Origin of the sequence: Carnobacterium sp. 1290_CSPC (assembly GCF_001053265.1) — a bacterium.
Lineage (GTDB): Bacteria > Bacillota > Bacilli > Lactobacillales > Aerococcaceae > Aerococcus > Aerococcus urinaeequi.
Genome location: NZ_JVVG01000087.1, coordinates 20,205 through 45,027 on the forward strand (window position 1 = coordinate 20,205; position 24,823 = coordinate 45,027).

23 protein-coding genes are annotated in these 24,823 nt (G+C 37.9%); 18 read left to right on the forward strand and 5 right to left on the reverse strand.

Annotation, left to right across the window (positions count from 1 at the left end):
- Nucleotides 1–21: 21 nt before the first annotated feature.
- The 4 genes from AC973_RS07785 to AC973_RS07800 all read left to right on the forward strand — a co-directional run bounded on the left by AC973_RS07785 (nt 22) and on the right by AC973_RS07800 (nt 4,309).
- Nucleotides 22–978 (forward strand): glycosyltransferase family 2 protein, encoded by a 957-nt coding sequence (locus tag AC973_RS07785; RefSeq protein WP_048729393.1) that lies wholly within the window; start codon nt 22–24, stop codon nt 976–978.
- 109 nt (nt 979–1,087) lie between these two features.
- Complete coding sequence (locus AC973_RS07790) at nt 1,088–2,176, forward strand: hypothetical protein (RefSeq protein WP_192828994.1); 1,089 nt, start codon at nt 1,088–1,090, stop codon at nt 2,174–2,176.
- A complete protein-coding gene (locus AC973_RS07795) occupies nt 2,176–2,565 on the forward strand; it encodes a GtrA family protein (protein WP_065419885.1) in 390 nt (129 codons plus the stop codon). The genes AC973_RS07790 and AC973_RS07795 overlap by 1 nt, the downstream gene beginning before the upstream one ends.
- A gap of 22 nt (nt 2,566–2,587) precedes the next feature.
- Nucleotides 2,588–4,309 (forward strand): DUF6020 family protein, encoded by a 1,722-nt coding sequence (locus AC973_RS07800; RefSeq protein WP_149256397.1) that lies wholly within the window; start codon nt 2,588–2,590, stop codon nt 4,307–4,309.
- A 43-nt stretch (nt 4,310–4,352) separates the two neighbouring features.
- On the opposite strand, the gene AC973_RS07805 is transcribed toward AC973_RS07800, so the two are convergent.
- The 4 genes from AC973_RS07805 to AC973_RS07820 all read right to left on the reverse strand — a co-directional run bounded on the left by AC973_RS07805 (nt 4,353) and on the right by AC973_RS07820 (nt 7,250).
- Nucleotides 4,353–4,664: a hypothetical protein gene (locus AC973_RS07805; protein WP_048729329.1), complete on the reverse strand. Its 312-nt coding sequence runs from the start codon at nt 4,662–4,664 to the stop codon at nt 4,353–4,355.
- A gap of 47 nt (nt 4,665–4,711) precedes the next feature.
- Complete coding sequence (locus AC973_RS07810) at nt 4,712–5,959, reverse strand: aminopeptidase (protein ID WP_048729330.1); 1,248 nt, start codon at nt 5,957–5,959, stop codon at nt 4,712–4,714.
- Between the two features lie 21 nt (nt 5,960–5,980).
- The gene (locus AC973_RS07815; RefSeq protein WP_048729332.1) at nt 5,981–6,436 is read right to left on the reverse strand and encodes a flavodoxin; all 456 of its coding nucleotides are present in this window, start codon (nt 6,434–6,436) and stop codon (nt 5,981–5,983) included.
- Between the two features lie 106 nt (nt 6,437–6,542).
- Nucleotides 6,543–7,250 carry a GntR family transcriptional regulator gene (locus AC973_RS07820; protein WP_048729334.1) on the reverse strand — a complete coding sequence of 236 codons (708 nt, stop codon included), beginning with the start codon at nt 7,248–7,250 and terminating at the stop codon, nt 6,543–6,545.
- A 235-nt stretch (nt 7,251–7,485) separates the two neighbouring features.
- On the opposite strand from AC973_RS07820, the gene map reads away from it, so the two are divergent.
- The 6 genes from map (at nt 7,486) to AC973_RS07850 (ending at nt 14,644) form a co-directional block, all read left to right on the forward strand.
- Nucleotides 7,486–8,241 carry a type I methionyl aminopeptidase gene (map, locus tag AC973_RS07825; RefSeq protein ID WP_048729336.1) on the forward strand — a complete coding sequence of 252 codons (756 nt, stop codon included), beginning with the start codon at nt 7,486–7,488 and terminating at the stop codon, nt 8,239–8,241.
- Nucleotides 8,242–8,452: 211 nt separating this feature from the next.
- Nucleotides 8,453–10,066, forward strand: a complete 1,614-nt coding sequence (locus AC973_RS07830; RefSeq protein WP_048729337.1) for an LCP family protein — start codon at nt 8,453–8,455, stop codon at nt 10,064–10,066.
- Between the two features lie 69 nt (nt 10,067–10,135).
- Nucleotides 10,136–11,128: an LCP family protein gene (locus AC973_RS07835; protein ID WP_048729338.1), complete on the forward strand. Its 993-nt coding sequence runs from the start codon at nt 10,136–10,138 to the stop codon at nt 11,126–11,128.
- A 123-nt stretch (nt 11,129–11,251) separates the two neighbouring features.
- Nucleotides 11,252–12,148 (forward strand): ribokinase, encoded by an 897-nt coding sequence (gene rbsK / locus AC973_RS07840; RefSeq protein WP_048729340.1) that lies wholly within the window; start codon nt 11,252–11,254, stop codon nt 12,146–12,148.
- 349 nt (nt 12,149–12,497) lie between these two features.
- A complete protein-coding gene (locus AC973_RS07845; RefSeq protein ID WP_048729343.1) occupies nt 12,498–13,466 on the forward strand; it encodes a GMP reductase in 969 nt (322 codons plus the stop codon).
- A 197-nt stretch (nt 13,467–13,663) separates the two neighbouring features.
- Nucleotides 13,664–14,644 carry a DNA/RNA non-specific endonuclease gene (locus tag AC973_RS07850; RefSeq protein WP_225968967.1) on the forward strand — a complete coding sequence of 327 codons (981 nt, stop codon included), beginning with the start codon at nt 13,664–13,666 and terminating at the stop codon, nt 14,642–14,644.
- Between the two features lie 53 nt (nt 14,645–14,697).
- Here AC973_RS07850 and AC973_RS07855 read toward each other — a convergent pair whose 3' ends face one another.
- Nucleotides 14,698–16,221, reverse strand: a complete 1,524-nt coding sequence (locus AC973_RS07855; RefSeq protein WP_048729349.1) for an FAD/NAD(P)-binding protein — start codon at nt 16,219–16,221, stop codon at nt 14,698–14,700.
- A 259-nt stretch (nt 16,222–16,480) separates the two neighbouring features.
- On the opposite strand from AC973_RS07855, the gene brnQ reads away from it, so the two are divergent.
- The 8 genes from brnQ to AC973_RS07895 all read left to right on the forward strand — a co-directional run bounded on the left by brnQ (nt 16,481) and on the right by AC973_RS07895 (nt 24,812).
- Nucleotides 16,481–17,836, forward strand: coding sequence for a branched-chain amino acid transport system II carrier protein (brnQ, locus tag AC973_RS07860; protein ID WP_048729351.1), 1,356 nt, complete (start codon nt 16,481–16,483; stop codon nt 17,834–17,836).
- A gap of 555 nt (nt 17,837–18,391) precedes the next feature.
- Complete coding sequence (locus AC973_RS07865; protein WP_048729352.1) at nt 18,392–18,592, forward strand: hypothetical protein; 201 nt, start codon at nt 18,392–18,394, stop codon at nt 18,590–18,592.
- Nucleotides 18,593–18,724: 132 nt separating this feature from the next.
- Complete coding sequence (locus AC973_RS07870; protein ID WP_048729354.1) at nt 18,725–19,594, forward strand: DegV family protein; 870 nt, start codon at nt 18,725–18,727, stop codon at nt 19,592–19,594.
- 92 nt (nt 19,595–19,686) lie between these two features.
- Nucleotides 19,687–20,559 carry a DegV family protein gene (locus AC973_RS07875; protein ID WP_048729356.1) on the forward strand — a complete coding sequence of 291 codons (873 nt, stop codon included), beginning with the start codon at nt 19,687–19,689 and terminating at the stop codon, nt 20,557–20,559.
- 11 nt (nt 20,560–20,570) lie between these two features.
- A complete protein-coding gene (locus AC973_RS07880) occupies nt 20,571–21,026 on the forward strand; it encodes an NUDIX hydrolase (protein WP_048729358.1) in 456 nt (151 codons plus the stop codon).
- 202 nt (nt 21,027–21,228) lie between these two features.
- Nucleotides 21,229–22,005, forward strand: coding sequence for a tyrosine-protein phosphatase (locus AC973_RS07885; RefSeq protein ID WP_048729360.1), 777 nt, complete (start codon nt 21,229–21,231; stop codon nt 22,003–22,005).
- A 75-nt stretch (nt 22,006–22,080) separates the two neighbouring features.
- Complete coding sequence (locus tag AC973_RS07890; protein WP_048729362.1) at nt 22,081–23,916, forward strand: polysaccharide biosynthesis protein; 1,836 nt, start codon at nt 22,081–22,083, stop codon at nt 23,914–23,916.
- Between the two features lie 140 nt (nt 23,917–24,056).
- Nucleotides 24,057–24,812: a YveK family protein gene (locus tag AC973_RS07895; protein ID WP_048729365.1), complete on the forward strand. Its 756-nt coding sequence runs from the start codon at nt 24,057–24,059 to the stop codon at nt 24,810–24,812.
- Nucleotides 24,813–24,823 lie beyond the last annotated feature (11 nt).

A 24,823-nucleotide genomic window follows, 5' to 3' on the forward strand; every position in this document is an offset into this window, starting at 1 on the left:
GAGGAGTGTAACAGAATGAATATGACGGACGATATTGCGGTTTTAATACCGTGCTATAACGAAAGCCAAACGATTGAAAAGGTGATTGCTGATTTTAAAACTGCATTACCTGAAGCAACAATTTATGTATATGATAATAATTCAAGTGATAATACAGCGGAACTTGCTGCTAGAGCAGGTGCTGTTGTTCGTTTTGAACACCAACAAGGTAAGGGGAATGTCATCCGTTCAATGTTCAGGGATATAGACGCGGCTTGTTATTTGATGATTGATGGAGATGACACATATCCGGCAGAACATGCAAGAGATATGGTTGCACCAATTCTCGCTCATCGTGCGCAGATGGTTGTTGGTGACCGTTTAAGTTCTACTTATTTTGAAGAAAATAAGCGTCCCTTCCATAATGTCGGTAATCGTACTGTAAGAGCCTTGATTAATGTTTTGTTCAAAAATAATGTCCGCGACATTATGACTGGCTACCGTGCTTTTTCATATGAATTTGTAAAATCATTCCCAGTCTTATCACAAGGGTTTGAGATTGAAACAGAAATGACTATTTTTGCCTTGGATAAAAATTTAGCAATTGAAAATGTGGTCATTGAATATCGTGATCGTCCAGAAGGTAGTGAATCAAAATTAAATACTGTTTCAGACGGTTTGAAAGTTTTACGCACGATAGGCCGTTTATTCAAGAACTACAAACCGCTGTTATTCTTTTCATTAGTTTCATTATTGCTATTACTTTTCGCGGTTATACTATTCGTACCTATTTGGATTGATTTTAACCAAACAGGGACAGTTGAACGTTTCCCAACACTAATCGTGGCAGGTTTCATCGGCTTAACAGGTATTATTTTATTTATTGCAGGTTTAATTTTGGATGTTATTACACAAAACGAACGTCAAAGATTTGAAATCGAATATACAAAATTTAATGCGATTAAAAAATTAGAAGGTTTGAGCGATTATGAAGATTAATCTTGATATTGCCAAATTATTAAAACGCATAGGGTTGACGTTTGTCGCCTTATGCATATTTTATTATGTCTTTCTTTTATGTGCGTATTTCATCCCAAGCCGATTTATCATGGATAACTGGCATGAATCCGTAAACAGTATCGCAAGTGAAACGAAACGATGGGAAGTTATACCAAATATTGTAGGCACAAAATTAGATACCTTTACGGATAATTTAATTTTCCAAAAATTACACAATAATGATCGATTGAATCCATTCCAAGCAGCCGTATGGAATAATGGTTACTTCCGTTATTGGATGGGGGATATTCCGATACTTCGATTCCTACTCGTATTTATGAGTTATACGGGGATACGCTATTTAAATATATTTGTGATTTTTGGTTTATTTGTTGCAGTGATGCATCAACTGCAGCAAACCATTTCATCGGTATTTGCAGGCTTGTTTGCTCTTGTCCTGTTCATGATTCATTTTTGGATTTTCCCCTTATCCTTACAATACACACCAGTATATGTCATTTTAATGGTCGCCATTTTATGGTTAACCTGGATGAAAAAACAGGACAAGTTGAATTTGAATAATGTCGTATTTACAAGTTTCGTTATCGGTTCGGTAACCAATTACTTCGATTTATTGACAGCACCTTTGTTGACCTTTGCAATACCATTTTTCGTTTGGTATGTGTTGCGTCATCAAAACGAAATAGCTGCCTTTCTCACAGTGTTTACAGAAACTATCTTTATGGGGCTAGCTTGGCTCCTTGGTTATGCAGGTACTTGGGTAGCTAAGTGGGCTGTGGGGAGCATCATCTTACAAGAAAACCTTTTTCAATCAGCGATTAAACAGATTTTCCTGCGTACTAGTGGTACCGAGGGGGAAGTTTTGGCATATTCTGAAATATTGAAGAAAGTTCTGGGGGCTATGTTTCCAACTTATGTTTGGCCCATATTGCTCTTTGTTATGATTGCTTTAGTCATTGTAGGTGTCCTGTCTAAAGGATTTACAATGCATAAATTATTAAATCATAGCGTACTTTTGATGATGAGCGTAGTACCTTTTGTTTGGTTCTTTATCTTACAAAATCATAACCAACACCATTATTATTTCACCTATCGTAATCTAGCAATCACTGTCCTAGGTATCTTTACATATCTATATGTCATGATCGACTGGTCTAAGTGGTTTAAAAGGAGTTAATGTTGAAAAAATTAATTAATCAATTTATTAAATTTGGTTTTGTCGGTGTCGCCGCAGCAATTATCGATTTTGGCTTACTAACTATTTTAACGGAATTCTTTGATATCTATTACCTAATTTCCGCAGCCATTTCATTCATCGTTTCAACGATATTTAACTACGTGGCATCTATGACCTTTGTATTTGAAAGTAAATATGGCAAGGAACAACGCCATAAAGAAGCTATGATATTCGTAGCTTTATCAGTAGTAGGTTTGATTCTTAACCAAGTGATGATGTGGTTCTTTGTTGATATTACAAATATTTATTACATCTTTGCGAAAGTACTTGCTACAATCATTGTCATGATTTGGAACTTTGTTTCACGAAAAATTTGGTTAGAGAAATAAATAATCAGCGAGGAGGTATTTCATGCGAAAAAATTATTGGCTACTCGCTATGATTGCAATCGCTAATTTGAGTTTATTTGCGCTAAATTTCTACGGATTTTTCACAAGCGTCTTACTCTTGATTCCCTTGTATTTTCTTAGGAATGTACGTATTGAATTATCGAAACGTAATATCTGGCTATTCGTATTATTTACAATTATTTATATAGGGATAAATTGCTTATCCTTTAGCTTAAATCCACCCATTCGTATGAGCTATTATTTGATTATTTCATTCATAAAATACTTTTTCTTTGGTGGTTATCTATTCATCTATCTATCCATGAACAAGTTTGATTGGATATATTCAGATAAAAGTCGCTATTCAGGGCTGCTGAATCGACAATATGCGTGGTGGATTGCGCTAGCAATGTTACTGACATTCATGCCATTTATGATTGCCTTCCTACCTGGCAATATGTTTATTGATTCTTATTCTCAATGGGGACAAGCAATGGGTGGGATTGATTTAACTGACTGGCATCCATTTTTCACAACGATTTTGTTACGCCTTTCTTATGTATTAACGAAATCACCGATTTTGTATACTATAGGACAAGTTGCGGCCATGATTTTTGCAATCGCATATTTTGCCTATATTCTGGCTAGCAATGGATTAAAAAAGTGGATAAGCTCATGTATAATTGCTGGGCTAGTACTGATGACAGTTATGGTGCCCAATATGGTGACCATTTATAAAGATAATATCTATAATATTGCCTTATTTCTATTAACGCTATTTACTTTCCAAATCATTCAAACGAAGGGGGCCTGGCTTAAAGGGCATCTTTTAGCTTGGATACTTTATCTAGGTACTTTAGTAGTTGTGATGTTTAGTAGACATAACGGATTATATGTAGGCGTCGCGTTCCTTGTATTGATGATCATTTTTATTAAGGGCACGCGTAAACAAATGTTTAGTATATTCGTAGGGATATTGGCACTATATAGTTTGTATAGTGGACCGTTAATGGAACGATATCAAGTTGAACCTGGATCAGCTAGTGAAAAATATAGCATCATGGTCCAACATATGGGCGCAATTATTGCTGAGCATAAAGAAATTGACGTCGCAGATGCAGCATTTTTAGAAGAAATTTTACCATTATCTATTTGGCAGGAAAAATATACACCGTCAATGGCGGATCCAGTAAAATTCCATAGTGAGTACAACAAAGAATTTATCAATGAACATCAAGGCGCCTTTTTGCAAACCTGGTGGCATTTGGTAGCAACGTACCCATTGACAGCCTTAAAGGCACAATTACAACAAATTCGTCCTTTGTGGGATATTAATGGTTATGAACATGGATTACCAGGTTCAGTTATGTTTCATTACTTTATCAATTCCCCAAAAGACTATTATGATGACTATGAAGAAACCTATACATTTAATGTGCAGGGGTTACGTGATTTCATAGAAAACCAATCATTTAAAGCAAATCCTTATGATATGGAAACGAAACCATTTATCACCAGTTTACCTGCTATCGCGGTATTTACAATATTTGGCGTAGCAATATACTTATTAGTGAAAAAACAATGGCGGATGGTATTTGTACTATTACCAGGTATCTTACACGTTGGTACGCTAGTATTGGCTATGCCGGCCTATAATATGCGCTATGTGTTGGCGTTGACGTTTATTGCGGCCTTCGCGTTGGTATTACCAATTTTAGTGAAAAAAGAAGCTGAAATTTCATAGTATACAAAAAAGAAGTGCCCACAAGGAGCACTTCTTTTTTGTATTATTGATTTTCTAATTCTGAAACTTTGCTTTCTAATTCGCTGATGCGGGATTCCATATCATGGATTTGAAGATTGATTTCTTCAGACCTATCGATCGTTGGCGCCACATCTGCATTCGGGTTCATTATCATAATCAACCAAATTAAAAGGAAAATAATGGCCACGGCAAGGGTGATATATAACCAGTTTAATTTTGGAGAACCTTTATCTAGGTATTCAAGGGTTTCGTCAACTTTTTTTCGGTCCATGTTCTTTAAACGATTATATAGTTCATTTAGATCGTTTTCGTTATTTTTGGGATTAAGCGGCATAAGTAACCTCCTTTAACTTGTTTATAACAGTAATGACGGTTAGAAAATTAGAAAGCCCATTCGCCTTGTCGGAAGATAGGGAATACATTACCATCGGCATCGATACCATCGATATCCATCTCAGCTGATCCAATCATGAAGTCAACGTGAACATGGCTACGGTTAACGCCTGCTGCCTGTAATTCTTCTTCTGACATGTCAGTTCCGCCTTTAACGTTAGTTGGGTAAGCAGCACCGATCGCCAAGTGGTTTGAAGCATTCTCATCAAATAGGGTATTGTAGAATGTTAGGTTACTTTGAGAAATTGGTGATTTATGTGGCACTAGGGCAACTTCACCTAAACCTTGCGCACCATCATTGTTGAAGACTAAATCTTTCATGATTTGCTCACCTTTATCAGCTGTAACGTCTACAATTTTACCGTCTGCAAAAGTTACTTTGATGCCTTCAATTGTAGAACCCGCGTAAGATAGTGGTTTTGTTGAAGTCACGTAACCATCCATCACGTTTGTATCTGGTGCTGTGAAGACTTCTTCAGTTGGCATATTAGCGATAAATGGTGAACCATCAGGGTTAAAGCTTTGAGCAGATACCCAGATGTGACCTTCAGGTAAACCTAGTGTTAAATCTGTACCAGGTGCAGTGTAATGTAATTTTTTGAATTGTTTGTCGTTTAATTTTTGTGCTTTTTCGTCTAACAAGTCACGGTGTTTGTTCCAAGCTTCTACTGGATCAGCTTCGTATACGCGACTTGCTTTGAAGATGGCATCCCATAATGCGTCTGTTGCTGCTTGTTTATCTTCAGCTAATTCAGGGAAAACGTGCTTCGCCCAGCCGTAGTCAGCAGCTGCTGCAACTGTCCATTTAACTTGATCGTTCATTGTCGCAGTGCGGACAACTTTTAATTTTTGACCGTGGTTGGTTTGAACAGTGTCAATTTTACTTGCATCAATACCGTTTAATAGATCTGGGTCACCAGATACGATTGAAAGGCGTGACACTTTTTGGTTTAAGATTAAATCTTCTTGGCGGGCTACAGTATAGTCAGCAACTTCCGCTAAATCTTCTGTCGCTTGGTACTCGTAGTTTAAGCGGGTAGTGTAGTCATCTTTCCAAGTAAAGTGTATACGGCGAGCACCATTTTCATATGCGTGTTTTGCTAAGTAGTGCGCTAGGGGTGCTTGGTCGATGGCAATGTAAATCATAACATTGTCGCCTTTTTGTACGTTAATCCCTTTTTCGATTAATAGGTTTGCATATTTGTCTAATAATTGGTCAAAATTCTCCATGTAAATATTGTCCTCCTAAGATTGCTTTTATTGATGTTGTTGGTAGCTATCTACACATTGCTGGGCAAGTTGTTCAATTAGAGGGATATCTTCGTCTTCAGGATACAACTCAATCTTTACAGCTTCACCAGCTTGGATAGCACCGGTTTGTTTGAATTGTTCGGTAAAATCATCAACAGATTTACAGAATTCTTCGTAATCATATTCGCCTGAACCTAAGGTCGCGAAAATCTTACCTGTTAAATCAACGTCCGACAATTCTTCGTATAGGTCTACAATTTCATCTGGTAAGTCTGCAGCAGCACCGTATGTATAGGTCACGACAACGCAGATATCCTCTTCTAGAAAATCGGTCGCATACACAGATTGGCATTCCACCATACGTGCATCTATGCCCAAATTAACTAAAGAGTTGGTCATAATATTTGCTATTTCTTCATCGTTTCCAGTTAAAGAAGCAAAGGTAACTAGTGCCTTTGGCAATATGGTTCGCTCCTTTCAATTATAAATTTCATTTCTTATTAAATTATAGCAAAAAAAGCACTCTTTGACGATATAGAGTGCTTTCATTCGTTAGATATTCACTTTATCAAGCTAAACGGTAAGTATCGATATTTTCAAAAGCTTCTTGTGTTTCTTTTGGTAGTTGCATTTTCAGATAGTTGATAATGATTTCAAATAAAACACGTGCATCATTGAAGCGGTTTTCTGCAATCAACCGTACTAAGTCACCGAGGTACATCATGAAAGGATACATATCCAAAATGAAATCTTTTGGTTCATCCGTATGGTATTTCTCAAGAATAGCTGTCATTACAGTATGTGAACACTCTAAAGCTTCATTAACTAGGTAGTCATGATTACCAATATCCAAAATTGTTTTTAATAATACTTCGCTAGCTGTAAAGAAGTCATCAAAATTTTTGTGTTCATATGCATTCTGTACCGCTAGTACTTTCTCATCTAAAATATCCTTGTAGTTTTCACCTTTAACCTTTTGTTTAATCATTTGATCCAACATTCGGTAACTGATAATTAATTCATAGCGTAAACGGTGGGCTACGAAGTCAACTTTCGGCACATTATCTCCGACGAAGAATCCGCGATACGGAATCATATCTACAAAGCCTTCATCTGCTAAGGTACTTAAAGCAGCACGAATAGGGCTTCGACTGATATCTAAATCTTCAGAAATAAAGGCTTCAACAATATGAAAACCGGATTTCCAGTTTTCACTAAGTATTTGATCTTTAATATGTAAGTAGGCAACTTGTTCTAATTTTTGCGTTTTTCCCATGCCATTCACCTCGCTCAGGTCATTGGTAGATACGTTTCATATTTGACTTTTAAAAATATGCAATAACGTTTTATTACTTTCTTAATCATACCAGTTTAGTCAAGAAAAAGCCAAAGATTATCATTAAAAGTTATAAAAACAAAGCGGTTACAATTGGTAAAGGGTGTCGGATTCGTTTTATTTCGCTGGCTTTTAAGGTATAATAAAGCAGAATATACAGGAAGGACGAGAGTGAATGATAACATTAAAATCTGCCCGTGAAATAGAAGGCATGAAAAAAGCAGGGGCTTTATTAGCAAGTATCCATGAACAATTGCGTCCAATGATGGTACCAGGCGTTACCACAATGGAAATTGAAGCCTTTTTTGATAAAAAAATTACTGAAGCAGGCGCTATCCGTGAACAAGTTGACTTTGAAGGCTATGAGTATGTGACATGTGTATCCATTAATGATGAAATTTGTCACGGCTTCCCAGCACCTAACCGCGCTTTAAAAGAAGGCGATATCGTCAGTGTCGATACCGTCTTATCATTAGACGGCTATTTTGCTGATTCTTGCTGGACATATGGTATTGGCCAAGTGGATGAAGAGGGTCAACGACTAATGGACGTAACGAAGAAAGCCTTAGAATTAGGGATTGAGCAAGCACGTGTTGGTAACCGTATTGGAGATATCGGTGCGGCAATTCAAACATATGTTGAAAGCCAAGGTTTTTCAGTTGTGCGTGAGTTCGTGGGTCATGGTATTCAACCAACTATGCACGAAGGACCATCTGTACCGCATTTTGGTGTAGCTGGAAAAGGACAACGTTTACGTGCTGGCATGACGATTACTATTGAACCAATGGTCAACACGGGTAAATGGCAATCACAAATGGATGCTAACGGTTGGACTGCACGCACAATTGACGGCGGACGTTCAGCACAGTATGAGCATACCTTAGCCATCACCGAAGATGGCCCAATTATTTTAACGCAACAAAAAGATTAAAGAAATGAATGTAACCATTAAGGGCGGTCATGCAAACTTAATGGTTTTTTCACATATATAATTATTAAGATTATTTAAATTGAAATGAAGTTAAATTTCATTATGCTATAATGTAAATTGGTATAGATTGCTTAAGTTTCACAAGATAAAACAGATATTTTTAGCTAAGAAAACCCAGCAATTTTCCTAATAATTCTCCAGAGGAGCGCTTATGACAAAGCAAGATAATCAAAAGAATCAAGCCCCTAGTCGCCGCGATAATAAAAAAGCGAATTCATTCAATTTAAAGGCCCTTACATCATCAAAATGGTTGCCTAAAGAAAAGAAAACCTATTGGATTTTAGGTGCTGCGGCTGTGGTAGTCGTTATATGTGCGATTGCATTTAAAGTATATGCTGATATTTCTGGATTCGGTTCTGATATTTATGAGGATGTGAATTCAGCGCAACTTCGTGATGCAGATGCACAATTAAAAAATGGCGAACCAATTACTATTTTACTAACAGGTCTTGATAGCGGAGCGCTTTATTACGAGGATGTTGAGGAGACGCGGACGGATGTAATGATGGTCTTCACCATTAATCCAAAGACCAACGAATCAACTGTCGTTTCTATTCCAAGGGATGCCTTAGGGGTCCAAAGTGATACGGATGAATTTGATAAATTAAACCATGCTTATATGAATTATAATGGGATTGAAGGGACAATCAACTCCCTACAACGCTATTTAGATATGCCAATTGATTATTATGTGAATGTCAATATGCAAGGATTTATGGACGTGATTGATGCCTTGGGTGGTGTGGATATTACGCCAACCTTAACTTTTACTCAAAATGACGTTTCTTTTACAGAAGGCGAAACACGCACCTTATCTGGCATAGAAGCAATGCAATACGTGCGGATGCGTAAATCGGATCCTGAAGGCGATATTGGCCGTGAAAAACGACAACAACAATTAATCGAAGCGGTAGTAGATAAGGTCATCTCACTTGGAACAATTACCAATTACAATGACATCTTAGATGCCGTAGGTGATGATATTAAAACAAATATTACAGTGGATAATATGTTTGCCTTGCAGTCAAATTACTTAGCAGCCATGGATAATTTAAATAAATTAGTCTTTGATGACTATGTTGACCTAAACCTTGATTTTGGTTATTACATGTTAATTCCAGAATTAGAGCGTTTAGAAAATGTATCCATCATGCAAGACAATATCGATTATGAAGCAACTAATTCAGCTATTGTTTACCCTGTAGAGTATGGGGTTGAACCAACCTACTTCCCAGTGTCTGACTTGAATTGGGACGGCGTCTTAACAGATGATGAGATGGCCATTCAACAAGGGGTATATTCAAGAGAAGACTTGAATGAACTGGTCAAATATATCTTTGGTTATTCAATTAATGACTACTTAGAATCAACAGGGAACACAGACTTGATCGATGAAAATGAAGATCAAACGATTCCAACCACTTTAGATGATGAATTGCTAGAACATATTACTGCTGGCTTTGACCCAAGTGGCACTGTGACTGAGGATACAAGTAGTGACTTGGATACATACGGTGACCCAACTATGGAAGAAGACACGGGAACATATTACGATTCATCTACTTATTCGGAAACATCCGATTATACAGATACATATAGCGATACTTATAGTGATGAAGCGCCGGCAACATCAGAATCAATGACAGTACCTGAAGAAAGCGTGCCAGAAACGGGTCAACAAGCACCTGCCACTTCAGAAGCGCCGGTTACATCTGAAGAACCCGTGACCGATACACCTGTTGAAGAAACCACCGTTGCAGAATAAATCATAGAATAATAAATAGCATAAAATTTATAAAAGTTTTTATATCTATCTTTGAGGAGGAGGGATTATATGGCAAATAGAGAAAGTCGCCATCGTAGAAGTCAAAGGGAAGCGTATCATGAGGAGCATCCTCGTAAGAAACGTCGTGGATTATTGGGTTGTTTTGGATGGGTATTGTTAGCCTTTTTAATTATTGGGGGCGGGATTCTTGCATACTCATATTACCGAATTGACCAAACAGGAGACGCGATTTATCAACCTGCGGACGCCGATGGTGCGGAACCGGTAGAAGAAGTCCGTGAAGAAGAAGTGACTGTATCGGATAAAGAGCCAATTTCTATTTTACTCATGGGGATGGACTCAGGGGGGACAAGAACGACTGGTGAACAAAATACTGACGTCATGATTCTTGTGACCATTAACCCGAATACACAAACTGCTAAAATGGTATCCATTCCACGTGATACTTATGTTTCAAGTATTGATTTCAAGATTAACGGTGCTTATGCCATGGCCGGTGGGGCATCTGGTTCAATCAATGCAGTTCAAAACCTATTGGACGTGCCGGTTGACTACTATGCCTTAGTGAATATGACGGGTATGATGAACATCATCGATGCAATTGGTGGGGTATCCTTATACAATGATTTCAGTTTCTCTCAAGATGAATATACCTTCCCAGAAGGTCAAATTACCCTGGAAACAGGTGCTGAAGCCCTAGCATACGTTCGTAACCGTTACGATGATCCAAATGGTGATTATGGGCGTGCTGACCGTCAACGCCAAGTCCTATTAGCCATCTTAGACAAGTATTCTGATGTATCTAATATTGGGTCTCTAGGTAGCTTGTTTGACACAGTACAAGCCAATGTGGTTACTGACTTAACTGTTTCAGATATGGCCCAATTAGCCTTGAACTACCGAGTTGATTCTGAAAATGTTGAATCTACTACTTTAGTGGGTACGGGCGATATGTCGACAGGTATTTATTACAATATCTTATCTGAATCGCAAATTTCAGATACCTCTGCAGAACTTAGAAATCATTTAGAATTAGAATAACTTTATGCTTGTAAAATGGGAGTCGTGTGTAGTGCACGGCTTCTTTTTTTCGGAAAAATTCTGTTTAGTTGGCATGAATAACGTATAATATAGGTAAGAATGATACATGAGGAGGAATTTTAAATGATCGGTGTAATTGGTAGTATTTCAACAGATTTCGTTGTAACGACAAACCGTGTACCAAAGCAAGGTGAAACGGTTTATGGTCAAGCTTTTGAAACAACTTTTGGTGGTAAAGGGGCCAACCAAGCGGTGGCAGCAGCAAGACTAGGTGGACAGGTGCAAATGTTTGGTTGCGTTGGTGGCGACCAATTTGGACAAGAAACTAAGGCTAACTTAGCGCGAAATGGTGTGGATGTGACAGCTGTTAAAACAATTGAAAATACGACAACAGGTTCAGCGCATATTACCGTTTTTGAAGGGGATAATGCCATCATTTATGTGCCTGGTGCTAACCAAGAAGTCACCGTTGACTACTTGAAATCAGTGGAAGCGGACTTGTTAGCTTGTACCTATTTTGTGATTCAAAATGAAATCCCTATGCCATCTATTCAATATTTAATCGATTTGGCAGACGCGCATGACATTCAGGTGACTTATGATCCAGCGCCTTTTATTGAGATTGACAAGGCCTATTTAGAGAAAGTGGACTATTTATTGCCAAATGAAACAGAAGCTAAAGCGATGTTTGGTGATTTGGAAACGGATGCATTATTGGGCCAATACCCAGCCCAGTTATTGGTTACAATGGGTGGTGATGGGGTCCGTTACCATGATGGAGAAATGGCTGTCCATGTGCCAGCTATTAAAGGGAATGTAGTGGATACAACGGGTGCTGGAGACACCTTCTCAGGTGCTTTTACCGTGGCCTTATCTAAAGGTAATAGCTTAGCTGACGCCATTCAATTCGCCTCAATTGCAGGTTCTTTATCTGTTCAAAAATTTGGTGCCCAAGGTGGGATGCCGACGATTGATGCCTTAAAAACGCATGAAGAATTTAATGATAGCTGGCAAGTATAAAGGTAGATTTTTCTTTGCAAGAGGGAGACTAGTGATAAGCTAGTTTCTTTTTTGTTTAAATAAAAATTCTTTGAGATTAAAAGTTCGTCTTTTAATATAAATTCTACGAGGGTAAAACCGCTTGTTTTGAATTTAGTAATGTTCGGGTTAATTCGAAAGGATAACGTTCGTTTATTGATGAAAAAGGCAGTCAATTTATGCCTTGATTCGGATAAAATTTGACAAATAGCTAAAAAAACGAATAAATAAAACTTGCAATTCAGAAAGTAAGTGTGTAGAATACGAATTGGTGTTTACGGACACCTTTTGCTGTTGAAGATATTGATAGAGAGAAAGGCGAGTTGAATTCGTGGAAACTTTTGATTATGAACAAGTCCAATTAATACCTGCTAAATGTGTGATTACAAGCCGTAGCCAGGCAGACACTTCAATTGAATTTGGAGGTCGTGAATTTAAAATACCAGTTGTGCCAGCGAACATGCAAACTGTATTAAATGAAGAGTTAGCTGAAGAATTGGCCCGCAAAGGTTACTTCTATATTATGCACCGTTTTGAACCAGAAAAACGTATGCCATTTATCAAGCATATGAATGCTGAAGGTTTATTTGCGTCAATTTCTGTTGGTGTAAAACCAGAAGAATATACTTTCATCGATGAAATCAAAGCAAGTGGTGAACGCGTAGACTACATGACAATTGATATCGCGCACGGTCATTCAGAGACTGTTATCGATATGATTAAATACATTAAAAAACAGATTCCAGAAACATTTGTAATTGCTGGTAATGTGGCAACACCTGAAGCAGTGCGTGATTTAGAAAACGCGGGTGCTGACGCTACTAAAGTAGGGGTTGGACCTGGTCGTGTATGTATCACTAAAATCAAAACTGGTTTTGGTACTGCTGGTTGGCAATTACAAGCGATTAAATTATGTGCTAAAGCAGCGCGTAAACCAATAATCGCTGATGGTGGTATCCGTACAAACGGTGATATTGCGAAATCTGTACGTTTCGGTGCATCAATGGTTATGGTCGGTTCATTATTAGCTGCCCACGTTGAATCACCAGGTGAAACTGTAGAGCAAGATGGTGTAACTTACAAAGAATACTTTGGTTCAGCATCTCAATTCCAAAAAGGTATCTATAAAAATGTTGAAGGTAAGAAAATGTTGATTGAAAGCCGCGGTAGCTTATGGCACACCATGCGTGAAATGCAAGAAGATTTACAATCAAGTATTTCATATGCAGGTGGTCGTGACCTAGGTGCTTTACGTACGGTTGACTACATGATCGTACCAACTATTTACAACGGTGACTAATTTTAAGGCCGATATTATAACCAAGGTAAATTATAAAATTTTCAAGGGACTGTGGCTAAAAGCTGCAGTCCTTTTATTGACGAAAAAATTTGTCTAAATTGGCTTGTCAGCCATGAAAGTGCTGGTCCTTTTGCCCAGAAAAAATGGAAATATGGTATGATAAAAGGCAGAGATTTAGTGAGAGGGAGGTATTGTTGGTGGCTGGTAGAAATCAAAATGGTCCTAAGGATAAGCGGTTATTTGCCATGCTGGTTCTGGCGGGATTAATCCTATTTCTATGGGTTGGTAACCGGATGGCGGAAGAGCGGTTGGCTGAGCCAGTTGAGGTGGCCAAAGAGGTATCCCGGACGTCGTCGATTTACCAGGAGATTTTGGAGGACCACCAATTAGCGTCTGAGTCGTCGCGGGTGCGTCAGGCTGATGAAGGGAATAAGAACGACCAAGCATCTTCTTCTATAGAAGATAGTAGTGGGGATGGGGCAAGTTCTTCATCTGAATCAGAATCAAGTGGTGACTCGGCGTCTGAAAGCCAACAAGGGGCATCTTCGCTGGAAGAGGCTGAGGATTTAGGTCAGCTCTACCACCAGAGTCCGCCTAATGTGCCGGGCGGGCAGGCTTATGTTGAAGTGAATGACAATGTGCCGATTTTTACGGATGCTGATTTGACGGATGTTGAAGAATCTTGGGAGCGGTATAGCCCTTTGGATGATTTGGGTCGGGTGTCTGAAGCCAATGCCTTGTTAGGGGCGGACTTGATGCCGGCTGAATCGGAACAACGAGAAGCTTTGACCGCAATCACCCCAACTGGTTGGCAACAAAATCGGTATGATATTGTATCGGCTGGCTGGTTGTATAACCGAAGTCATTTAATTGGTTTTCAGTTGACTGGTCAGCAGGATAATTTGCTGAACTTGATGACCGGGACCCGGTATTTCAATGTGGAAGGTATGCTACCTTTTGAAAACTATGTGGCTGCCTACGTTGAAGATAGTGAAAATCATGTCCGTTACCGGATTACGCCTTTATTCATGGGGGATGAACTACTAGCGCGCGGTATTTTCATGGAGGCTTATTCCATTGAGGATGATGGTGAATTGCAATTCCATGTTTATATTCCAAATAATCAACCAGGGATTGAGATTAATTATAGAGATGGATCAAATCAATTAGCAGTATAAAATGAAAAGTCTGACTTGATTGCAATGCTTCTTAAATCAAGTCAGACTTTTATTTATTTATACGCTTTTACTTGCCGATCTAGAAATTGTTTTGCGACTTGTTGTCCATAGGCAAAAGACATTTTTGCATTGTTGTTTCCGTATTGTGTGGTCATAATCCAACGACCTGTCAAGAAGAGGTTGTCGAGCGTTCCATACCGTTGAGAAATGACTTGTCCTTGAGGCCAGGTGACTAGCACACCACCGTCTAAGGCAGGGGTAAATATTTCACGGTTAACCATGTTTTTTATGAATACAACTTGTTGTGTTGCCGGTAGTAATTGACTTTCAAATCCAGCTGCATTCACTAAAATATCCACATGCTTGCTTGAACCGTTCTCAAAAATCAATTCAAACCCCCCATCACTATATGGTTTGATGTCCGCCAGTTTATCGTGGAAGGTTACCTTACCCTCGTCATACCACTGCATAATATCCTCTAGGGCTTCATGTGTCATTTGACTTCTGAAATGTTCAAAAATAGGCATATATTCTTGCTTGTATCTATTGCGGTCCAGTACCGACATGCCCATGTATATATAAGGCAAATAAGGCGTGACAATACCCGCATAAATTTGGAATATATGTAAATCGCGATCATAGTGGGCTAATTCTTGACGAATCTGCGTGATAGAGCCACTACTATATCTGTCAACTACGCGTTTAACATCTACATTATTAACTGCCATATCTCCCATAAAAGTTTCCAAAATATTAGCTAGTGGAATATAACCATTATGGGCTGACTGCTGATTTTTAATCCAATCCATATTAAAAGTAGCCTGAATATAACCATCATATGGCCCTTGTTTAACAGAGGAAAATGGTGTGGATCGCGTAAAGAAGGTAATTGAACGAGCGAGTTGACCAGCATAGTGATATTGCAAGTAACGCATAACATCTAGACCAGTTAAGCCAGACCCAATGATGCCAATCTTTTTACTAGGATGAATGGCGGCAAGTTTCTCCATTACCGGGTAGGGGTCGTGAATGTATCCGCTATGCCCCATTAAATGGTAGTGATCCGCATAAGGTGGATGCCCGATATTTAAAAAAACGACGTTATAAATGGTATTTTGCCAATAACCATCAGCTGTTTGTAATTGATAGTAGTAATTCTTTTCCTGGCTGCCTGTAATATGACTACCTGCTTGATCTACAACTTGGATGTCTTGAATACGTTGGTAATGGATATGAACGTGGTCATTGTCTAAATAATGTTTCATACGGTCTTTTAGATAATCACCGTACATTGCACGGGGGATAAAAGCTCCTGGATTACAGTATTCTTTGTGGTGGTATGACAACCAGTCTAATAAATCATTAGGATTATCTGCTTCGATAGACAAATCTTTCGCATATGAATTCATTACTAACTTATGGTCGTCCTCTTGATAGGGGAAACCATTGCCTAAGGACGTAGATTCATCATAAATATCAATTGTTAAGGGTTGCTTTGGATGTTGGTTCTTAAAATCAATCAGGGCCTTCAGGGTGCCATTTCCAGCTACACCTAATCCTACAATCGCGATTTGCATAGTGTTCTCCTTAAATGTTGTTAAAAAATTTTTGTACGGACGAAAGCATATTGAAATATATTTGATTATTGCGTCTACTTCCCCATCCTATTAACGCTATAAATTATAGCATATTTCTATGTTTTACAAGAAAATTCCCTATGAAATATTCGTAATTCAAAAGAAGATAGGATTAAAATTCCCTAAATTTTATCTTAATGTAATGTTGTATTATGTTAGGATATGGTATTTTTGTTGAATACGAAAAGGAGTTATAATTATGAAACCAAATTTAAATAAACAGCTGACAATGCGCGAGCTCATTGTCGTAGCTTCCACGTTGTTTGGCTTATTTTTTGGTGCTGGTAATATTATTTTCCCTGTTTTAATGGGACAAATGGCTGGTAACCATGTTTGGCAAGCAAGTCTAGGCTTTATCATTACAGCAACTGGGCTACCTTTACTGGCAGTAGCTGCTATGGGGATGACACACTCAGAAGGTGTCTTTCATTTAGCAAGTAAGATTTCTAGAAAATATGCATACTTTTTTACGGTAGCACTGTATTTAACTATAGGCCCATTCTTCGCTAGTCCAAGGACGGCATCTGTATCTTTTGAAGTGGGTTTTGCGACAACAAGTTTCGCTGAGTCACCTGTCGCTTTATTGATTTATTCAGCCTTATTTTTCGGGGTAGCCCTGGCATTATCACTTCGGCCATCAAACATTATGGATTATATTGGTAAGTTCTTAAATCCTGTGTTTCTTATTTTCTTAGCAATTATTTTTATTCGGGCATTTACGATGCCGGAAATAAGTGTAGCTGAAGTTGAATCAATTGCTAGCTATTCAAATCAAGCCTTTTTCCAAGGGTTTTTGGAAGGTTATAATACGATGGACGTCTTAGCAGCATTGGCTTTTGGTATCATTATTATTCGCTCAATCCGTAAATTAGGCGTGAATGAACCTAAAAACTTGGCCAATTCAACAGTAAGATCCGGTTTGTTAACTGCTATATTAATGGGTTTAATTTATTTCAGCTTAGCTATTTTAGGTACACAAAGTCGTGGTTTTATTGATGTACAAGAAAATGGTGGTATCGCGCTCTCCTTGATTACGCAACACTACTTTGGAACTGCTGGCTCAGTCATCTTAGCGATAGTTATGGTCTTCGCATGTTTAAAGACAGCAATCGGATTAATTGTAGCCTGTGCAGAAACTTTTGAAGAACTTTTCCCGAATAAATTATCATTGACCAATTGGACTATTTTATTTGCGGTCTTATCTTTCCTTGTTTCAAACGTAGGATTAACAACGATTATCGGCTTATCCACGCCGGTATTAATGTTTTTGTATCCATTAGCAATTTCATTAGTTATTATCGCTTTATGTGAACCTATTTATACCAGTAAACATGTATATCGCTGGGTTACTATTTTTACAATGTTTGCAGCCTTATTCGATTTCATTAAAACTTTACCCGAAGGCATCTTTGATGCAATCGGTGGAGAAGCTATTGGTCATTTTGCTGATACGATTCTGCCATTCTATGCCTTTGGATTTGGCTGGCTAGTCCCAGCTCTGATTGGACTCGTTATTGGTATTATTCTTACTGAAAAAGAAAAAATAGCTAGTTAAACGAACGGATAACACCTCTGCTTCTTGATTTGAAGTGAGGTGTTTTTTTGTTTGCAAAATACAACTATCGTTTATAAACTTCATAGAGTTTATTTTTTTATCGCATATATTAACTGTTACGTATGCCAACAAAATATAATAAACGTATATTTTTTCTAGTGCAACGATAACAGTATATTTAAAATGCCTATCATCTGGAATAAAAATACTACTGAACGTGTGATGATGAATAAGGAAGCTACGTCGTTACAAAAATATAGCCAGCCGTTTTGGTAAAAAAGAATTAGCCTCAGTTATCATGAATTTTGTTGGTCTCATATCTTCAACCTTGTACTTCAACAGTACTGATAATATGTATATAGTGTGATGACAGGTATGGGTTATCTTGGATTTGCTGTGTTCAATTTAGTTATCTGGGCGGCAATTATAAAGGTTGTAAATGATAGTGCAGTGACAACACATAATTGTCAAGATGGTGCTGTGTATTCTCTTTATTCATTTGCACGTAAAGCAGGGTAAGCCTCCGCTGGATTTATTTCGGGGCAAGCTTTAGCTATGGTAGGTTACGTTTCAGATGCGCTAGTGCAAGCATTAGACGTAGAAGAATTGATTTATACATTAGGGACTTTAGTACATGGTATTTCTTTCATTCTATATGAATTGTTGTACTGCTTGTTAACTCATCAAATCGTAAACGTGTATTTAATAAGACTGCTGAAATTGATGCGCGTTGTGATGGGTAATGAAAATTTATAGACAATCTAGTTATGGTAACTAGGAAAAGGATTAGGTGTTAAAACTTGCTCTTCTTTTTGCCTCGCGGTCATGGTAAACTATGTCGACACCATCTTTAGTACAATGATGTATTTTTTAAGGAGACCCATAAATATGAAAACAGCAATTATTGTTGACTCAACAGCAACTTTACCAGAAGACCTAAGCAGTCTAGAGAATGTATTTCAGATTAAATTGAGTGTTATTTTTCCTGATGGAGAAGTGCGTGAAGATTCTAGTGACCCCCAAGTGATCTCAGACTATTATAATAAATTAGAAAATATGACAGTATTACCAACAACGTCACAACCGACAAACGGACAAATTTATGACCTATATGAAGAAATTATCAAAGCTGGCTATGATGAAATTTATGGCATTGTGATTGCTAGTCAATTAAGTGGCACTCTGTCTTCATTAGAAGCGGTATCAAGAGAGTTTACCGATCAAGTTACAACCCATATTATTGACGCTAAATCGACATCAGCTGTGTCGCAACATTTGGTAGGTGAGTGTTTACGATTATTAACAGCAGGTCATACTGCAGAAACTGTCGTACCCGCCCTAAAACAAATTGCTAATGAAAGTGAAACTTACATCTTGGTGGGTTCATTAGATAACTTAGTAAAAGGAGGCCGTTTATCAGCTGCCGGTGCCTTCTTTGGTAACCTATTAAAAATTACACCTTTAATTAAAATTGACCAAACGGGTGCGCTAGAAGTGATTGATAAAATCCGTACTGACCGTAAAATGAAAGAAAAATTCAAAGGGATTTACGAGACTGCCCACGCTAAGTATGGCGACCGTTTACATGTGTCTATAGCCCACTCAAACGCTTCAGAACGCGCGTTAGAGCTTGTTGCCAATATGTCAGATGATATGGATATGTCACAAGTAACTATTTCTGCTTTAACGCCGGTTGTAGGGACCCATGTAGGGAACGGTTCGGTTGGAATCTTTTTACTAGTGAATGCTAACTTGTAATATTCGAGAAAAATGCGATTTATCGCATTTTTTTTGTTATAATGTACCTTGAATAAACACAACACACCAAGTGTTACAAGGAGGAGAATATTATGCGCTCAGCAATCATTGTAGATAGTACATCTAGTTTGCCTGACGAATTAAAAAACCATCCCGATGTGTACGAGGTAACCTTAAAGATCGCTTTTAAAGATGGCGAAGTGATGGATGATACCACAAACGAAATGAGTTCGAAACACTTTTACCACAAAATGGTGAGTGTAGACGAATTGCCAACCTCATCTCAACCCGAACTAGCGGACTATTACCGAATTATGGATGAACTAGTAGCCAAGGGTTACGACGAGGTTTATGGGGTCTTTATGTCTAGTAAACTGAGTGGGACCTTCCAAACAGCCCGTATGGTCATGCTAGAATATCAAGATCGAATCAATGTCCACTTAATAGATACCAAGGCTGTATCCATTATTATTACTCACGAAGTGAAAGAATTGATTCGTCTGATTGAATCAGGCTATAAAGCTGAACAAATTATTCCAGCAATGAACCAAATGATTCAAGATTCAGAAATTTATATCTTTATTGAAGATTTAAACAACTTGGTCAAAGGTGGCCGGGCCAAAGCAGCCTCAGCCTTTATCGGGTCTGTATTAAAAATCTATCCTATCCTACGATTTGAAGATGACGGGACAGTAGACGTTTTTGAGAAAATCCGTACTGAAGGAAAGATTAAAAAATCTTGGTTGCATATCTATGAAGAGGCCCGCAATCAATTTGGTGACCGTCTGCATTTAGGCTTTGCCCACGGTGATGCCTATGATAAGGCCGTTGAATTCAGAGACTTTTTCTTAGAACACTATCCAAATGAAGATATCATTATCCGTTATTTAACACCTGTTGTGGGGGTTCACGGAGGTAAGGGTGCCTTAGGTATGGGGTTACTAGTAGACGCTGACTTAAACTAAGCGGAGGCTTTATGTTATCAACACTTATTTACTTGGAAAATGACTTAGACCAATACTTGATGCTCCACCGGACGAAAAAAGCCAACGACGTCAACCGTGGGAAATGGATTGGTATCGGCGGCAAATTTGAACATGGTGAATCACCTATGGAATGTTTGGAAAGAGAAGTCAAAGAAGAGGCTAGCCATAACTTGAAATCAGCCGTTTTTCGAGGAATAGTCACTTTTATCTATGCTGACCAAGAACCTATGTATATTTTCTTATATACGGGTCAATTGGAAAATAATGAGGTCGGACAAACCAGAGAAGGGGACCTAGCTTGGGTAGACAAGGATAAGATTTTTGACCTAACTCTTTGGGAAGGCGACCGTATTTTCCTCAAAGAATTGATTGGGTCATCTACTTTGATGGATATTAAATTAGTTTATGATGAAAATGATGTTTTAAAATTGGTTGAAAAGCGGTAGAGTATATAGTAGTTAGAAATGAATGATTGTTGTGAAATTGTAAGGTGACTTTACCAATTTCTTACATATAAATTGTTTATATACAGTATATTGTAGAAATCAACATGCCTTATTTACAAAAAAGATTCATGTACCCTGAATCTTTTTTTGTGTATATAGTAATCACAATACTTTATTCAATAAATGAAAAGGAGGGAATGTAATGATTGATATCCATAATCATATATTACCTGGGGTGGATGATGGTGCTAAAGATATTGAAATGTCAATAGAGATGGCGAATGTCGCTGTCCAAGAAGGCATTACCCATATTTTAGCCACACCTCACCACCGTAATTCAGAATTCGTTAATGAACGAAGCAAGGTTGAAGAAGCGGTTGGTCAATTACAAGTAGAGTTGGACCGTAGAGGCATTGATTTGGTTGTATTCCCAGGACAAGAAGTAAGACTTCATGGTGAATTATTGGACCATATTGACCAAGCTGAAATTTTATTTACAGATTTAGATAGCCATTATATTTTAATTGAATTTCCAAGCCATGAAGTACCGCATTATGCAGAACAAGTTTTCTTTGATCTGTTATCCCGTAATATTCGACCAATTATTGTTCATCCAGAAAGAAATCAAAAGATTATTGAAAAACCAGAAATATTAAAACGTTTTGTGGAGATGGGTTGTTACGCACAGTTAACAGCAGCTTCATATTTAGGGGAGTTTGGTTCTGGTGTTGAAGAAACGAGTCGTTTGCTGATTGAAGAAAATCTTGTCCATATGCTCGCTTCAGATGCCCACCGTCCACATGGACCTAGGGGCTTTAAAATGGAGGCAGCCTTCAATAAAATGCAGGCTGAGTATGGGACTAGTATCGTATTTGATTTTAAAGCCAATGCGAAAAGTTTGGTGAATGGCGACCCCATGATCACAAACTTTGTCTTAGACCAACCAAAACGTAAGAAGAAATTTTTTGGTTTGTTTTAGTTTATTGGATTTGTAGTTTGTTATAAATACATATCAGGAAAAAAGAAAAGAACAAGTTGGGAGCGTAACGCGTAAATGAATTTTTCTAAATACCAAAAATATTCGATACTAGCGATTGCTGATTTTGTATCGATATTAGTCGCTGGTTTTGCGTCATATTTACTACTTGAGATGTATGTAGGTTTAACCGTGTCAATGACGGCAGGCTTATCTATTATATATTTCATCGCCTATATACTAGCTAGTTTAGGAACCAAAAACTACAATTTGATTATCCGCTATATGAGTTTCAAAGGGGCATCGGATTTACTAGTTACCCATTTTATTGCGTCAATTTTAACTCTAGCGTCTGCAGCTATCATTTATAGAAGTTTTTCCATTCGTTTAGTTTTTTTATTAGCTGTATTCGCTATTGGGTTAACATTTGTGTCACGTGCATTATGGCGATTCGCAATGGATCGTAGAGATAACTTACCGAATGGTGAAGGCGTCTTTGAACCAACATTGCTTGTTGGCGCTGGTCGAGGAGGAAATACCTTCCTCAAACAATTTAAAAATGATGGGGCTTATCGCTTTGTTGGGTTCGTGGATGACGATAAAGAACTTCTACATAAGAAGATGGATAATTTAAGTATTCTAGGTCATGTTGATGATATTCCAGAGATTATCGAACAATATCATTTACAAAATATCATTATTACTGCACCAACTTTGCCAAGTGAAAAAATTGAACAAATTTTAGATTGGGGTATTGAATACGAGGTAGACGTTCGTCAGATGCCTTCAGTTGAAAAAACACTTTTAGGCTATCAAATGGATACAGTATCTGGTCCTCAAGAAATTGAAATTTCTGATCTGTTGGGTCGTGAAGAAGTTGAGCTAGATGATTCAGACGCATTACGCCAAATCTCAGGTAAAGATATCCTAGTAACAGGTGCTGGTGGTTCAATTGGTTCTGAGATTTGTCGGCAGGTAGCGAAATTCGCACCAAAAACAATTTACCTCTTAGGTCACGGGGAAAACTCAATCTACTTGATTAACCAAGAGTTCGCTCAAAAAGACTTACCAAATACCCGGATTATTCCAATCATTGCGGACGTTCAAGATAAAGAGCATATTGAACAAATCATGCAAACCTACAAACCAGATATCGTTTACCATGCAGCAGCGCATAAACATGTGCCGTTAATGGAAGCTAATCCAACTGAAGCAGTGAAGAACAATGTCTTCGGAACAATGAACGTTGCAACCGCAGCGAAGGATGCCAATGTTGATGTCTTCGTCATGGTATCTACAGATAAAGCGAATAATCCACCAAATGTGATGGGAGCTTCTAAACGAATGGCAGAGATGCTAGTTACTGGTATGGATAAAGTTTCGTCCCATACGAAATTTGCTGCTGTACGTTTTGGTAATGTACTAGGTTCGCGTGGTTCCGTTATTCCTGTATTCAAAAAGCAAATTGAAAAAGGTGGCCCAGTTACAGTCACAGACTTTAGAATGCGCCGTTACTTTATGACGATTCCTGAAGCTAGTCGCTTGGTTATCCAGGCAGGTGCTAAGGCACAGGGTGGTGAATTATTTATCTTAGATATGGGTAAAGATGTATTGATTCTGGATCTTGCTAAGAAAATGATTAAATTGTCAGGCTTTACTGAAAAAGAAATTCCGATTGTTGAAAGTGGTATTCGTCCTGGTGAGAAATTATATGAAGAGTTACTATTAACGGATGAAACAACTGGACAAAAAGTAGATGATAAGATTTTTGTTGGTAAAATTAAGAGTCGACCAGTTGAAGAAATCTATGAATTTGTTGAAACATTAGATTTAACTGCTGTAGATGATGATACCCTAAACAAAAAGTTGGTTGATTTTGTTCAACGTGATGCGAAAACATCTGAAAACGGATAATGAGAACCAAGTGAAAAATACCAGGAATCACAATATCTTATTGAAAACTTAAAAACTGGTATGGTAGACTGACATAGTTATGATATTATATTCAAATAAGAAGTAAATAATATGCATTATATTTGCTCGAGGAGGACGAGATGAACGACACCCAAGAAATCTCTTTAATTGAGATACTGAATATTCTTACTGCGAATATTTGGAAGATTATTTCAACCACTATTATTGGGATTGTATTAGCAGCCTTAGTGACATTTTTCTTAATGTCACCAAAATATACATCTACAACTGATATTGTTGTAAATAATACTGCTACTGCTACTACGGAAAATACAATCACACAAGCAGGATTACAAGCAAACTTGACGCTTTTAAATACTTACCAATCATTGGTTAGTCGGCCATTGGTTTTAGATCCTGCCATTGCAGATGTACCTGAAGCAGAAGGCATGACTGCTAGTGAATTAGCAGAAAACGTTACAGTTTCTATGGATTCAGATTCATTACTATTTACAATTTCTGTAGAAAATGAATCACCGTATGTTGCTGCTAACTTAGCAAATGCGATTGCCGTTAGCTTTTCTGACGTTGTTCAGCAAGTATTACAAGTTGAGAATGTTTCAATTGTGACACCTGCGGAGCCTAGTCAATCGCCAACTTCACCAAACGTGATTTTAAACATCATCATTGGTGCATTATTAGGATTGATTGTCGGTGTTGTATGGCAATTAGTAAATGCAATGTTAGATAATTCAGTTAAGAGCAGTGATATCGTTGAAGAGCTTGGTTGGACTTTATTAGGAACTATTCCACAAATGGATAAAAGTAAAGTTGAAGATACGCGCTTCAAAGGTAATGCAGTCAATGATGGTTCTAGAAACCGTCGTCGTGTCTAGGAGGTTCAATT